General features: G+C 54.0%; 14 protein-coding genes. 9 read left to right on the top strand and 5 right to left on the bottom strand.

The features are described 5' to 3' along the window. Positions 1 to 206 precede the first annotated feature (206 nt). From AB4Z32_RS16885 to AB4Z32_RS16860, 6 genes are all read left to right on the top strand, one after another. Positions 207 to 590, top strand: coding sequence for a thioredoxin family protein (locus tag AB4Z32_RS16885; RefSeq protein ID WP_442123015.1), 384 nt, complete (start codon positions 207 to 209; stop codon positions 588 to 590). A gap of 257 nt (positions 591 to 847) precedes the next feature. Then, on the top strand, positions 848 to 1,300 hold the full coding sequence (locus AB4Z32_RS16880) for a MarR family winged helix-turn-helix transcriptional regulator (protein ID WP_442123014.1): 453 nt from the start codon (positions 848 to 850) through the stop codon (positions 1,298 to 1,300). A gap of 45 nt (positions 1,301 to 1,345) precedes the next feature. Next, a complete protein-coding gene (locus tag AB4Z32_RS16875; RefSeq protein WP_442123013.1) occupies positions 1,346 to 2,794 on the top strand; it encodes an efflux transporter outer membrane subunit in 1,449 nt (482 codons plus the stop codon). A 17-nt stretch (positions 2,795 to 2,811) separates the two neighbouring features. Next, positions 2,812 to 4,005 (top strand): HlyD family secretion protein, encoded by a 1,194-nt coding sequence (locus tag AB4Z32_RS16870; RefSeq protein WP_442123012.1) that lies wholly within the window; start codon positions 2,812 to 2,814, stop codon positions 4,003 to 4,005. A 1-nt stretch (position 4,006) separates the two neighbouring features. Next, on the top strand, positions 4,007 to 5,515 hold the full coding sequence (locus tag AB4Z32_RS16865; protein WP_442123011.1) for an MFS transporter: 1,509 nt from the start codon (positions 4,007 to 4,009) through the stop codon (positions 5,513 to 5,515). 69 nt (positions 5,516 to 5,584) lie between these two features. Further along, entirely contained in the window at positions 5,585 to 6,163 is a 579-nt protein-coding gene (locus tag AB4Z32_RS16860) for a TetR/AcrR family transcriptional regulator (RefSeq protein ID WP_442123010.1), read from the top strand. 102 nt (positions 6,164 to 6,265) lie between these two features. On the opposite strand, the gene AB4Z32_RS16855 is transcribed toward AB4Z32_RS16860, so the two are convergent. From AB4Z32_RS16855 to AB4Z32_RS16835, 5 genes are all read right to left on the bottom strand, one after another. After that, positions 6,266 to 7,075, bottom strand: coding sequence for a c-type cytochrome (locus tag AB4Z32_RS16855; RefSeq protein ID WP_442123119.1), 810 nt, complete (start codon positions 7,073 to 7,075; stop codon positions 6,266 to 6,268). After that, a complete protein-coding gene (locus tag AB4Z32_RS16850) occupies positions 7,075 to 8,694 on the bottom strand; it encodes a cbb3-type cytochrome c oxidase subunit I (protein ID WP_442123009.1) in 1,620 nt (539 codons plus the stop codon). Before AB4Z32_RS16850 ends, AB4Z32_RS16855 begins: the two co-directional genes overlap by 1 nt. Next, a complete protein-coding gene (locus AB4Z32_RS16845) occupies positions 8,681 to 9,268 on the bottom strand; it encodes a cytochrome C oxidase subunit II (RefSeq protein ID WP_442123008.1) in 588 nt (195 codons plus the stop codon). The genes AB4Z32_RS16850 and AB4Z32_RS16845 overlap by 14 nt, the downstream gene beginning before the upstream one ends. Positions 9,269 to 9,441: 173 nt before the next feature. Then, on the bottom strand, positions 9,442 to 10,725 hold the full coding sequence (locus AB4Z32_RS16840; protein WP_442123007.1) for a c-type cytochrome: 1,284 nt from the start codon (positions 10,723 to 10,725) through the stop codon (positions 9,442 to 9,444). A gap of 5 nt (positions 10,726 to 10,730) precedes the next feature. Further along, positions 10,731 to 11,492 carry a c-type cytochrome gene (locus AB4Z32_RS16835; protein ID WP_442123006.1) on the bottom strand — a complete coding sequence of 254 codons (762 nt, stop codon included), beginning with the start codon at positions 11,490 to 11,492 and terminating at the stop codon, positions 10,731 to 10,733. Between the two features lie 375 nt (positions 11,493 to 11,867). Between AB4Z32_RS16835 and AB4Z32_RS16830 the strand changes: the two genes are divergently transcribed. From AB4Z32_RS16830 to AB4Z32_RS16820, 3 genes are all read left to right on the top strand, one after another. After that, complete coding sequence (locus AB4Z32_RS16830; protein WP_442123005.1) at positions 11,868 to 12,905, top strand: hypothetical protein; 1,038 nt, start codon at positions 11,868 to 11,870, stop codon at positions 12,903 to 12,905. A 117-nt stretch (positions 12,906 to 13,022) separates the two neighbouring features. Next, the gene (locus AB4Z32_RS16825) at positions 13,023 to 13,445 is read left to right on the top strand and encodes a hemerythrin domain-containing protein (protein ID WP_442123004.1); all 423 of its coding nucleotides are present in this window, start codon (positions 13,023 to 13,025) and stop codon (positions 13,443 to 13,445) included. Between the two features lie 189 nt (positions 13,446 to 13,634). Then, positions 13,635 to 13,889 carry a toxin-antitoxin system YwqK family antitoxin gene (locus AB4Z32_RS16820; RefSeq protein WP_442123118.1) on the top strand — a complete coding sequence of 85 codons (255 nt, stop codon included), beginning with the start codon at positions 13,635 to 13,637 and terminating at the stop codon, positions 13,887 to 13,889. Positions 13,890 to 14,035: the final 146 nt, after the last annotated feature.

The raw sequence follows: 14,035 nt of genomic DNA, 5'->3' as shown, positions 1-14,035 counted from the left end.
TGCCAGCAAGTGCGGTAAACCATCAGTCAACAAATGCCCGGCGGCAAGCATGATGTTAAAGATGTATATATAATACATCAATGCGTGCGTTGGTTTTGAACTGTAGAAATTGAGCTCGCACGCATCATTGGACTCTAGGCCAGGGCGGTCATCGAAGCTTTACCACTTTCGGGCTAGTGATTTGGAACTCAACAATTGAAGGCTTTATGAAATTTCGCACCATTGCTTCAGGAATCGTTCTCGCAGTGCTCACTACTATGGCGCATGCAGGCCAAACTGTCCCATACACCCAGCAGGCGTTTGATAAGTTGGCCAAAGCGGGGAAGCCAGTTGTTGTGAACATTTTTGCAACTTGGTGCTTGACCTCGACCATGCAGAAACCGATACAAGAGAGTCTTCTCAAGTCGCCGAAGTACAAAGATGTGACGCTACTCACCGTCAACTTCGATACGCAAAAGCCGGTAGTGGCTAAGTTAAAGGCGACTATGCAGGGTACGTTGATTGCCTTTAAAGGCGGGAGGGAGGTTGCCAGGAGCGAGAGCGATGCAACTCCTGAGGGAGTCGAAGCAATCTTCAAGAAATCCCTCTAGAGAACGGACATTGCTATTAGAGCATACCTAAGAGCGTCGTCATTCAGTCGGTAGCTCAGTATTGTGCCCGCGGTCTAGTACCGCGGTTTCCTGCAGCGCTCTGTACCTGGCTGAACAGTTGCCGCACGCATTGACAGGCCATCTAGGTTACGGCGGAGCCAATTTGAGCAATTTCGAGGGGCCAGTCCTCAACACGATGATAGTCCTTGACTTTCTTTGCCTAGGCAATAGAATGGCCTTACTGACTGAGGAAAATTATGAATACCAAACAGGTTTTTGAGTGGAGCAGCATGGCCGGGGGGCTGTTGGGCTTCTTGCTCAACGAAACGCGGAATGCGAATTTTTCTGAGATTGAGAAGGAACTGGCACCGTTAGACATCACTTCTGCGCAGTTCAAGATTGTTATTGGAATCGCTCACGAGCGTGCCAGTACCTTGACTGAGTTTGCTAGGTTCTTCGACTACGACCCTGGTGCTATGAAGCGTCTAATCGACCGTGTTGAGCAGAAGGGCCTAATTCGTCGCGTACCCTCACAAGTCGACCGTCGAATCATCAACCTTGAGCTGACTGAGCAAGGGACTGAGTTGTATCCGCAAATCATGGCGGTCGTAAGCAAGGTCAACCGCAAAATGCTCGATGGCTTTTCTGACGTTGAGACGGCGCAGCTGCAGTTTTTCCTTCAGCGCGTTATTTCAAACGCACGCAAATAGATTTTTTTTATAGAAATGCTTGCCTAGGCAAGTAAGGAGAACATTGTGAAGCATTCGATTTCAGCGATGACGGCCATTGTTTCGTTAGCATTCTTGACTGGTTGCGCCAGCGATGGCGGCCTGAAACCTCAGGCATCGCTTAGCAACGGTGCAAGCCTCACTGCAAGCAAAGCAACGTCGGGTGCAGTAGTGACTGCAGCGGCTTGGCCTGCACGTGACTGGTACACCCGCTACGGCGACGCTCAGCTGAACTCGTTAATCGAAGAAGCGATGGCATCGAACCCGGGCCTTCGTGTTGCGAACGCACGTGTCCGCCAAGCAGCTGCTGCTGGCGCCATCGCAGAGTCGAACCTTTCTCCTCAGGTTTCGGGCGGCGCTCGCACCAATCGTCAACTCTTTAGCGCGAACAGTAATGTTCCTAAGCCCTTAGCCGGCAACTGGTTCTGGAGTAACGATGCAACCGTCAACTTGTCTTACGAGCTCGATTTCTGGGGCAAAAACGAGTCTGGATTAGCTGCAGCGATTGGTCGCCAGCACGCCGCGGAAGTAGAGGCCGAAGCAGCACGCTTGATGTTGGCCGTCGCCATCACCCAAGCTTACCTGCGCCTTTCCCAGTCCTACGCACAGCTTGACCTGGCTGAGGCTGTCGTTGCGCAACGAGAGCATTTGCTGCGCCTGACCACTGAGCGTGTTCAAGCTCACCTGGATTCTGTTGTAGACATGAAGCAAGCAGAACTTGCAGTTCCGTTGGCTCGTGAGCAGGTTGCCGCGACGAAAGAAGCGATTGCGCTGGCGCGCTATCAGCTTGCTGCCTTACTTGGCGCCGGACCTGACCGCGGCGATGCTGTCACGCGGCCGACCATGCATAAGTCCGCAGTGCCGGCAATTCCTTCTGAGCTGCCGAGCGAACTGATTGCTCGTCGCCCTGACGTGGTGGCTCAGCGTTGGAGAGTCGAGGCGGCATCGAACGACATCAAAGTCGCCAAAGCACAGTTCCTGCCCTCGTTCAACCTGGGGGCGCTGGTTGGTCTGCAAAGCCTTGGCTTCGACCGTCTTTTGACCGCCGGGAGTCGTGTTACTAGCGCTAGCGGAGCTCTGAGTCTCCCAATTTTTGATGGTGGTCGTCTTCGCGGCAACCTGGCAGCTCGTGATGCCGAGTACGACGCGGCCGTTGAGCAGTACAACTCTACGCTGGTCGATGCAGTACGAGACGTCGTCAGCCAGCTCACGTCGATTAAGGCATTGAACGAGCGCGCAGCATTGCAGGCGCAAGCTCTGCAGTCCGCTCAACAAGCTCACGAGCTATCGGTCCAGAGATACCGCGCGGGACTTGGGAACTATCTCCAGGTCTTGAGTACTGAAATCCAAGTCCTGACTATCTCCCGCGCATCTATCGAATTTGATGCTCGTGCCTTTGACCTTGATATCAACCTGGTGCGTGCCCTCGGCGGTGGATACCAAGTCCCCGTTGCTCCGAATCCTACCAACTCGTAATCCGTAAGGTACCCAACATGACCACGTCAGCTAACACCCCGGCCGAAGCATCTAAATCTCACGGCAAGAAGATTATTGTGGCCGCCATTCTCGTCGCGCTTGCAGCAGCTGCTACCGCTGCAACCCTGCACTATGTCGACACTAATGGCGAGTCTACTCAAGACGCGTACGTCGACGGCAATATCGTCCAAGTTACTCCCCAGCTCAGCGGCAGTGTCGTCGCTATCAATGCGGACAACACTGACTACGTTCAGGCTGGCCAAGTACTTGTCCAGTTTAACGATGTCGATACCAAACTGGCCTTGGGTCGTGCACAGGCTCAGCTGGCTCACGTCGTGCGACAAGTCCGTGCTCAGTTCTCGAATGCGACGCAAGCAGGTGCCAATGTGACGCTCCGCGAAAGCGACCTGGCAAAGGTCGAAGCTGACCTGGCGCGCCGTCGTCAGTTGATTTCTAGCGGCGCGGTTTCCGGCGAAGACGTGACCCACGCCGAGGACGCGGTGAAAGCGGCTCGCGCTGCACTTGTCGTCGCTCGCGAGCAGCAGAACAGCGCACGCTCACTTGTGGACAAAACAGACGTCGCCAATCACCCGGACGTTCAAGCCGCTATCTCTCAACTGCGCGACGCTTACCTTGCGAATGCCCGGACTGTCGTTCGAGCACCTGTTAGCGGCGTAGTCAGCAAACGCAACGTCCAGCTTGGCCAACGCGTGAGCCCCGCAAGCCCGCTGATGTCTATCGTTCCGTCGGACCAGATGTGGGTTAATGCAAACTTCAAAGAATCCCAGCTGCGCCACGTGCGTGTGGGACAGCCAGTCGTCCTGACTGCTGACGTGTACGGGAAAGACGTTAGCTACCATGGCACCGTCGTTGGCCAAGATGCGGGAACAGGCAGTGCTTTCTCCCTGTTGCCCGCTCAGAACGCGAGCGGCAATTGGATTAAGGTCGTGCAACGTGTCCCGGTACGCGTGGCTATCGCACCCGCCGAACTGGCCGCACATCCCCTGAAGCTCGGCCTTTCCATGCAAGTGAGCGTTGATACGACTCGCCGCAATGCAGAGGTGCCAGTAACGAGCCAGCAAAATCGGACGCACTACAGCACGGATGTCTTTAGCACCGAGCTCGCCCAAGTTGACGAACTCGTGCAGAGGGTCATCGCTGAAAACACAATTACTGGTCAACGTACGGTTCAACTGGCCAAGGGGAACTGACATGCAAAGCCTGCGCCATCCGCATCAACGTACGCTGCTCGGTATCGTCTTTTTGCTCAATGCGACTGAGTTCCTCCAGTCGGGCATGATTGCTTTCGGTGCGAGCGCAATCATGGGGCAAATTAGCGCGTCGCCTGACGACTTCGTGCTGGCGACCGTGCTGTATGCTGCAGTGGCAATTACCGCCATCGCCGCACAGCACTGGTTAGTTGAGCGTCTCGGATGGCGCCTGTATGTTCAGTTGTCAGCAGCTTTGTTCGTAACGGGCGGCTTAATCTGCGCGACGAGTACGTCGTTCACACAGTTCCTTTTGGGACGCTTTGTAATGGCGCTTGGCGGCGCAGGTTTCATGACGGCCGCACGACTGCTCATCAACCTCATCCCCCCGAGCCCAGAGCGTATGAAGGGTATTGGCGCATTTGGTAGCGCACTTGCGTTGGGCAACGCATTCGCGCCCTGGCTGGCTTCGGTTAGCGTGGACGCTGACAAGTGGTCTCTAATTTTTGTAGTGCCGGCGATGTTGGCCGTCGGTGCAGCTTTGTTGTCTCAACGTGCACTTCCCAATGACTTGGTGAGCGATGACGCTCGCACGCAGAACAGTGCCTGGCTTACGGTGTCGATTCTGTGCGCCAGCCTCTTTGGTCTCTATGGTCTGCAGCGGGCAGCCTTCGATTTCTACGAAAACGCGACTCCGCTCTTCCTGTGTCTCCTCGTCAGCGTGGTCGGTCTGGCGGTCGTGATTTGGCACCAGTCCCGCCATGGGCGTCCGCTGCTGGCAATCCGCAGCCTGCTTCACACACGTTACCTCGCTGGCCTGGGCCTGTTCGCCTTCTGCTACGTTATCCTGGGCGCAAACAACACAATGCTCCCGGTTCTTCTGCAGCGTGCTCTCGGTGCCCCATGGGTTGCAGTCGGCGAAATTCAGACTTTGGGCCTGCTGTCTTCGTTGATTGCGTTCGTAGCGATGGTCCTCATCCTTAAGAAGTCGCCGAGCCCACGCAAGTTCTACGTCGTCGGTTTCGCGTCGTTATTTTACTTTGCTTGGCAGCTTTCGCGGCTTAACCTGAACGCTGACCTGATTACAGACGTGCTTCCGGCCATTGCAGCCTTTGGTGTGTTCCTGATTCTTGTACTCGCCACGACCGCTATCCATACCTTCACTGAGCTGCAGAAGCACGCCGTGGGCTTCAATCATGGGCAGATGATTAAAAACATGATGTCTCAGTTCGGCATCGCGCTTGGAATTGCAGGCTCCACAGTTGGCATGCAGTGGCGTGTAAGTGAGCACTACAACGTGCTGACAGAACGCTTCAGCAACGGCGATGCCATCTTCTCGGCACTTCGTGACCAGCTGAGCGCGAACTTCGGACCGCAACAAGCGATGGCACAATTGGGACAACAGCTGTCTCAGCAAGCGACCTTGCTGGCTGGGTTGGACTACTTCTCGCTGCTCATGATTCTGGCTGCGATATCTGCAGTCGTGATGATGGCTCAGCGAACCTTCAGGTAAGAAGAAATGGAAATTAGGCGAGGGCGAGGGCGGCGCCGCAATTCTGAAGTCGCGGAGCGCGACGAAGAGATGCTCGCGACCGCTTTTCGATTGTTCTGCGCCTCAGGATTTCATGAGGTCAGCCTAGCCGCCATCGCGACGGAGGCAAAAGCGGCCGTAAGAACAATTTACTCAAGCTTTGGTGGAAAAATTGGTGTCGTCAGAGCCCTAGTAGCACTCGAGGCGACTCGTCATGCCAAGCAGATTTCAGCGTTAGCTCTACCTCAAGACTGTGAGAGCAGATTACATGTACTTGCTGGGCACTTAGTGAGCCGCGCCCAAGACGAGGCGTTTCTTAAGCTACAGGTCATCGTCATCTCTACCGGCCACCATTTGCTTTCGCAAGAGTGCTACGCAGCAGGGCCCGGACAGTTCATCGACTTGCTTCGAGTTGAACTACGACATGCGCAACAAGTGGGTGTTCTGAGCGCGGATGTTTCGGTCGACGACCTTACCGACCTGTTTGTGGCAGTGGTAGCTGGACCGCAGCTGAAGCGTTACATGATGTGTGGCGAGAGCGTCTCATGCGGGACCACACAGCTAAGCACCGAACGCCCAGCTAGTAAATTCTTGGCATTGGCCAGCAGGGGCGACAACAGGCAGAACTGATACGCTTGCGTCCTGGTGTAGCGCCCGCACCGCGAGGACATTGATGTATCCCTACGGCAGAACTTGTAGGCTTACGTGTGAACACGTATGGCGAAGGTCCCGTTACTCTCGGCGAGGCAAGCCCTTGCGAGCATAGAAGGTCGCAACGGATTCAATTTCTTCTGCAGTCATCAGGCGAGCAACGTTACGCATTTGAAGTTCGCCATCGTTTCTACGTTCGCCCTGCTTAAAAAGGGTGAGCTGCTGAGTCAGATATTGCTTGGGCATACCTTCAAGCCACGGCGCACCAATTTTTTGGTCTACACCGCCATGACACGAGATGCACGGGGCAATGTTCCTCATGGGGTCACCAACTCTCACTAGCGCAGGTAGTGTCTCGTCGTACGTGGTTGGTGCCGTCCGCGCCTTTGGTAGGCTGGCGTAGTACGCGGCAAGGTCTCTCATGTTTTGGTCTGAAAGGTTCTGAGACAGCGCCATCATGATTGAGCTAGCGCGTTTGCCGTTCTTGTAGTCTGTCAGCTGCTTGACGATGACCTCGGGATATTGACCTGCAAGGTTCGGCGCATCTGACCTACTCATGCCTTGTGCCCCATGACACATCGTGCAATTCAGCGCCAGCGTCGCGCCGCGCCCTATAGAGTCAGATGGCGCGCGTTTAGCCATCGCTGGTAGAAGCACTACGTTCGTAGCTACTACCGGGCTAGAACGCTCATCGTTTTGACCACCCCACGTGCTGGGAACACCGGCAGCTCGACATATGCTGTCCCAGACCCCGGCCGCCCGAAAGTCTGCGTGGACGGAGGGTAGCCAAAGAAATGCTACGAGCAAAGAGATAACCGTCAGTGCTATCAGCGCTACGATGCTTATCCGTGCGAAGCGGCCGCTGTGCTCATCGGCATTTGGTTTAGCCATCATCGTGCTCCAATCGGGATGACGGGCACATACGCGTTCGGAGTGGCGGCCAGTTGGGCGATTGGGTAGCCGTAGTTGACGACCGTAAGTGCAATCATCATTGCCGCCCACAAGCCCAGGCTGTTCAGAGCGGCAGGAACCCTAGCGCCTGGGTGCACAGCTTTACTAAAGAAGTAGGGCGCTGCTGGCTCGGATTGCTTCTTCGCGGAAGCTAGAACGTATAGAAACAGCGCTGCCGATATTACGAGTAACAGGCCACCGATTGTCGAGATAGTCACCGTGATGGCTTGCGAGTGAAGGGCTGGATTTGTGTAGTCGTAGTATGCCATTCGTCGCGGCGCTCCGAGGAGGCCCACGAGGTGCCAGGGCATCGTTAAAACCATCATGCCGACGAACCAAAGTGTGAGCTGCGTCCGAATGAGGTTTGCAGACAAGGGGGCGCAGTTACGAAGCTGGGGCCAGAGCTCATAAGCCGCCATAAAGTACATGATGACGATGGCGCCGGCAAAAATCAGGTGGAAGTGTCCGGTGACCCACTGTGTGTTGTGGACTGTCTCGTTCAGTTGGTAGCTCATGTTTATCAGGCCACCAGCTCCACCGAAGCCAAGCATCACAAACGCATAGGTCACAGCAAGCATCATTGGATTGGACCAGGGCAGGGACTTCACCCAACCAAATGGACCGCGGCCACCGCGGAGACGGCCGACGACCTCTGCTGAGGCGACAATAGTGAAGACGGTCAGCAGTGTCGGTACCGAGACCATCGCGGTCATCGCGGCATGTACGAACTTGAAACCAGAGCCAACTTGAGGGTCCGCGAAGAGGTGGTGAATGCCGATGGGCATGGAGAAGACCAAAAACAGCGCGAAGGCGACACGACCCATTGTGTCGCTGTAGAGCCGTCCACCGATAGCGCGTGGGAACATCGTATAGAAGACGATGTACGCAGGCATGAGCCAGAAGTAGACGATGGCGTGTAGCGTCCAGGAGAACAACACCCGTGCTAGACCCGCGTTGATGGTGTCCGTTAGCCCGAACGACGCTGGCAGGATGAGCACGATGATTTCGCTTGCGGCGCCTACGGAAGTCCAAGCCCAGAGGTACGCTCCAGCGACATTGCCATACATCGCAAGCGGTACCGTACTACCGGGATTAGCCTTCTTCCATGCGCGAAGGTTCAGCGACATCAATGCGACCCAAATCCAGGAACCGACAACGACTAGGACAATGCCGAGGTAGTAAAACGGGCTAGCAATCATCGGCGGGTAAAACGTGTACAGCACCGACGATTTACCAGTTGCGGTTGTCGCCGCGGCGACAACCGTTCCGACAATCACGAGCCAAAACCCCGCCCACGCCCACCTCAGCCCAAGCAATGGTCGTTTGAGAGTTATCTCTGTGATTGCGTAACCAAATCCCATGGCAACCAGGGTAGGGAGCACATAGCCCATAACTGTTCCATGCGCAGTCACGGACCGGTAGTAGTGTTCGGGGTTGTTGACCCAGGCATGTAGTGGGCTGCGAATGTACATCTGCCATTCGCCCAGCAGGATTGCAGCAAAAAATGCCACAAACGCGACCCAGAAGTGGGCGAGAACGAGTTTTCTAGCGTGGAACACAGTTCAGCCTCCCGGACATTTTCGTCTTCGCTGCAAACTCTTCTTGGGAAATAACCTGAACCCGAGCCCACATAGCTTCGTGTCCAATACCGCAGTATTCGTGACAGGGCATTAGCTGCTCACCCACCTTGGGGAACGTAGTGGTGAACGTTGAGACAAAGCCGGGAATGAGCATAGTGTTAGCGTTGGTTCGGCCAACTACGAACCCATGTATCGCGTCTGTACTGGTTCCACGAAACGTGATTGGTGTTCCAGCAGGGACGACCAGGCACTGAGGGGAGAACGAGTACTGCTGGGCGATTAGCCTGACGACTACACGCCCATCTTTTTCAACTGCGGTGCCTAGATTGCTCTCGACGAACTCTCCTTTAAGATGAACGCTTCTGACATCGATGCTCTCCACGCGCGAAGGCGGCATAGCAGCCCAATGCAGAGCAGTGAAAACCATCATCGCGAGAAGCGAAAGAATGATGAGGCCGACAATAACTGCCCAGCGACGCTCTGCCGCAATTGCGACGTTTTCCGATTCGTGGTGGGTGGCCGCGGGTTGCCTTGTCGGACGTGGTGAAGTCATTGCACTGCACCCCTCGGCAGGTAGACGAAGGCATAGAACAAGTAAAATATTGCGACGACGATGAATGTCGCGACTCCAGCTACTGCAAAGGCTCCAGTAGGTCCACTTGCGACAATCTCATCGATTCGTTTTTCGAGTTCCGGTGCTTCATCGTCGTCTGATGTTTGCATAGCTTATTCCGGTAAGAGCTTGCGCAAATCGTTCACCTGGGTAGCGTTGACTGGTGTGCCGCTGTTACCCCATGCCACCCGAATGTAAGTCACTGCGGCCGCAACTTCTTGGTCATTTAGGATGTGTGAAAAGGGCGGCATACCGTGCGGTCGTGGGTTCTTACGGGTGCCTGGGGAATAGCCCCCGTTGAGAACCATGCGAATCGAGTTGACAGGCGATTCCATAGTTATCGACTGGTTACCCGCCAGTGGCGGATATGAAGGAGCTTGCCCTTGTCCTTCTGCACCGTGACATACCTCGCATTGAGCTGCGTAAGTCTTCCGGCCGGCTTCCATCACTTCAGGGCTGACGAGACGCGCTTTACTGGTGGGCGGCTGGGCGCTGTCCTTCTGTGGTAAGGCCTTTAAGTACACTGCCATAGCTTTTGCGTCGTCGTCCGTAAGGTATTGCAAGCTGTTGTAGACGACCTCTGCCATAGGTCCATAGACCGTACCGCGGTGCGACACGCCGACTTGAAGAAGGTCAGAGATATCTTGGAGCTTCCAATCTCCCAAACCAGCTTCCCTGTTGGACGTCAGGGAAGGGGCATACCAGTTCTGATTTGGAATCATCCCACCCTCGAACGCTTTTGACTCACTCGAGCCACCCAACGCATTTACTGCGGTATGGCACATTGCGCAATGGCCTAGTCCCTTAACGAGATAGGCTCCACGATTCCACTCGGCTGTCTTCCTGTTATCAGGTTTGTACTCTCCGGCTTTGAAGTAAAGCGTTCTCCAACCTAGGAGGAGCTCCCGATTGTTGTATGGGAATCTCAACTCGTGCTCTCGATTCTTTTGCTTAACCGGAGCATTCGACATCAGGTAGGCAAAGATGGCGTCAGAGTCGGCGCGCGTGACTTGCGTGTACGAAGCAAACGGCATTGCTGGGTATAGCAGAGTACCGTCACGTGAGATGCCCGTGTGCATCATGCGGTAAAAGTCATCCGCATTCCATTTGCCGATGCCGGTGTCATCGTCAGGCGTAATGTTTGGTACATACAAGTTACCAAATGGTGTGGCCATCGCCCGTCCGCCTGCGAAAACTGGGCCATTTGGGACGGTATGGCATGCAATGCAGTCCCCCGCTCGAGCGAGGTATTCACCTCGACTGATGATGTCATTCGATGCCACCTGCGCCGCTGTCTTCGAGCGAGGGAGAAAGCCTGGGTGCAAAAAGTATAGACCGGCTACCGCCAGTAGACCTAGGGCGATAATTGCAAGAGCGATTCGGGCACTTGTACGCATAACGGTTATCGTTGGCTGCCGCATGCAAGAGGCATTCGGACTACATTCGAGGGTTCAGGCGAAGCATTGGCTGGAGGGGTCTGTTGAGCCAGCCAGTTAGCGACCGAAGTGATATCCGAGTCTGATAGGCGTGAAGCGATTCGCTTCATGCAGTCAGGCTCAGCGGCGCGTCGCTCACCAACCCTCCACCGTGTGAGCTGCCCAACCACATATGCTGGGCGCAGGCCTGCCAATCCTGGGATTCCAGGCTGCATTCCAGTCAGGTTCTTGCCATGACATGCGATACAGGCAGGTACACCTTTCGATGCGTCGCCGGCAGTAGCTAGAACCCGACCGCGCTCAGCTAGGGAAGGGTCTGTGGCTGTAGGGGGCTGCGGATTGAAGGCGGGGCGCTGTTCAGAGAAGTGGACAGCAATCTCCTTCAGGTAAGCGTCGGGAAGATACGCAACCAGATAATTCATGGGCGGGTAGCTTCGCGTGCCGTCTCGAAAGGCAACAAGCTGATTGTAGAGATAACCAGCAGGCTTACCCGCTATCCGCGGAAAGTAACCGTCTCCAGTCCCTTGGCCCTGCTGACCATGGCAGGTAACGCAGCCTTGCACTCGCGCTTCAATGGAGTAGAGTTTTTTGAATGCCGGAATGGCATCGGCACGTCCTTGCGTGGACTGAGCGGAAGCCGCAGCGCCATGTAAGCACAGCACAAGGCACGCTAGCGCAGTCCCAAACCGCCTCAGCAATGAAACAGACTCAACCGGACAAGAAGCCATGAATCGCGCCTTCCGTCATATCGCCAACAGTGGTCCAGCACACCAGAGCTGCAAGTTTCTGCTGGGGAACTATTCGTTATGTAAGTACGCCGTTTAGTGCGTTAAATATTAGCACTACGGCATCCCTAGATGTCGACAAAATTTTCGCCACGTTCAAATCCCTGTTGTCCTAACCACCCAGCCCAACTCGAGTGTCCTGACTCAACCAAGTTAGTCGCGGTGCCACCTAACCTTGCATCCAGTTGTTTTTTGTTTAATTACTGGAGGGCCTCAAGCAATGGCCACCTTCATTTCCTTCTGATTGGTACCTCCAGGCTAGCGGTCACCAGCTAACATGTTATCCCAGAGAATGTAGCGTTTGTCTGGGAATGAAAAATGAAGAACTTTAGGGTTTTACAAAAAGAGCAAAGTCACTGGGCTTACGCAACTCCTGCTATTGCAGCTATCTTTTACCCGTTTTTGTTAAAGGCCTATCACGCCGCATTGAGTTTCAGCGTGACCGTGGCAGTAACTTCGTTTCTGCTATCGCTAGTCATACCTGTCCATGGTTTCCTTGTGGCGTGGGATTTAGGTAAGAAGTCTGCGCCAACAAGTGCAGACGTGTTCTTAAAACAAATTTCTTGGCTGACGGTGGCTAGTCCAGCAATTTTCGTTGCCGATGGTGTGGTGACGTACATGCTCGGGAGCTCGCTGTCTGACACTACGTTGTGGCTGATATTCTGGATTTTAGCTGCAGCAGCCGGCTGGTTAGCCCATATGAAGTCGTCTCGCCCGGTGTTGTTGAGCCGAGTCGCAAACATGCCGACCTATTCGCCACTTCTGCGAGTCGCACACGGTATTAGCGCATTGCTCATCATCGTGTTATTCCTGGGTATGCACTTAACGAATCACCTCGCAGGGATTTTCAGCGAGCAGCAGCACCGACATCTAATGGATTTGTTTCGCGTTATTTACAGAGGCCATATCGTTGAGCCGGCGATTATCGTGCTCTTCTTATTTCAAACCGTGTCTGGCATTGCACTCGTTCAAAAGCTCAGCGCGCGACCGGCCGATTTCTTTAGAAGTCTGCAAATTGCGTCCGGCGCTTACTTAATATTTTTTGTCTTGGGTCATATGAACTCGGTGTTCATATATGCGCGTAAATTCGCGGGAATCAAAACCGACTGGGATTTCGCGACCGGCGCTCCTACTGGACTTATACACGACGCCTGGAACATTCGTTTAGTTCCACATTACTACCTTGGCGTATTTCTAGTCTTAAGCCACTTAACCCTTGCTGCTAGATTAATCGCTATTAGCCACGGCGCTCGTCCGGAGCGCGCGAATGTACTAGCTGTAATCGGTATCGTTTCTAGCGCCGTTGTGGCCCTGGTGATTATGTTAGGTATGTGCGGCGTGCACGTTTCGACTTAGTGAGCGCACTCTGAATTTGCTTCATCTGCTACTGCACGGAGCGTTGTCTTAATTTACTCTGCTATAACACTATATTGACTTATATCGTTAAGCAGCTTCTCTTGAAATGGATTTAACATGAACATCGATAAGTTTAAGCGCCAGCATGTGGCTATTTTGGATGGTATCGCGCGACTTCGTGAAACGACGCGAGATGGTATCACCGAGAACGCAGAAAAAATCGCTTCGATGATTATCAAAATTAGTAGCGTTATCAAACTCCACCTGGTGGTGGAGGACTCAGTGCTGTATCCAGAAGTAGCCAATAGTTCCGACGCAAAGTTGTCGCGTTTGGGTGAGCGCTATCAATACGAAATGAAAGGTATCTCGGAAGAATTCTTCAACTTTGCTACTCATTGGAACCTTGCCGCTAAGGTGGCCGCTGAACCTGAGCGCTTTCGCGCCGAGGCCAACCAGGTTTTGCGTGTGCTTTTTGACCGCATGCAGCGCGAGGATAGCGAGTTCTATCCTGCAATTGAGGCAAGCGCAAACGCTAAATAATCGAAGCTTTTTAGCGAGAATGTTGCGGCCGCACGCGCGTATAGGTACTAGCAACACAAATTCAGTCGAGCCCATTTATCGTTGCATGGGCGAATTATTTTGCGTTTGCTAGCCAATTAGCGCGCGTCGTGTTTTTAGGATGCGGTTACTCGTATGCTTAGTAGGAAAGTATGGAGAAGTACTTTGCAGATGAACCTCGCTGAGTCTTTCTACGAAGATGGCGGTCATAAGTTTACTTATGAACGTTATCTCACAAACGACGGTGCTCGCTGGGTGCTCCATGGCCGCTTTTATACATATCATCGGAATGGTCAGTTGGCGTCGGAAGGTAACTACGCAAATGGCCTGGAAGACGGACTCTGGCGATACTATCATGAGAGCGGAGAGCTTGCGGCAGAGGGTCGCTATAAAGATGGAATCGACACTGGCGAGTGGCTATATTGACCTGATCGGAATCTTGTAGCCAATCAGAAAGTTAGTCTTCATGTTATTTTTATACATGGAGGCTAGATGAAGAAACGTTTTACCGAAGAGCAGATCATTGGGATCCTGCGCCAGGCCGCGGCCGATGGTGTAGTCATCCGAGATCT

It is taken from the genome of Massilia sp. 2TAF26 (assembly GCF_052115005.1).
Lineage (GTDB): Bacteria > Pseudomonadota > Gammaproteobacteria > Burkholderiales > Burkholderiaceae_D > Telluria.
This window is presented reverse-complemented; position numbering and strand designations above follow the sequence as displayed.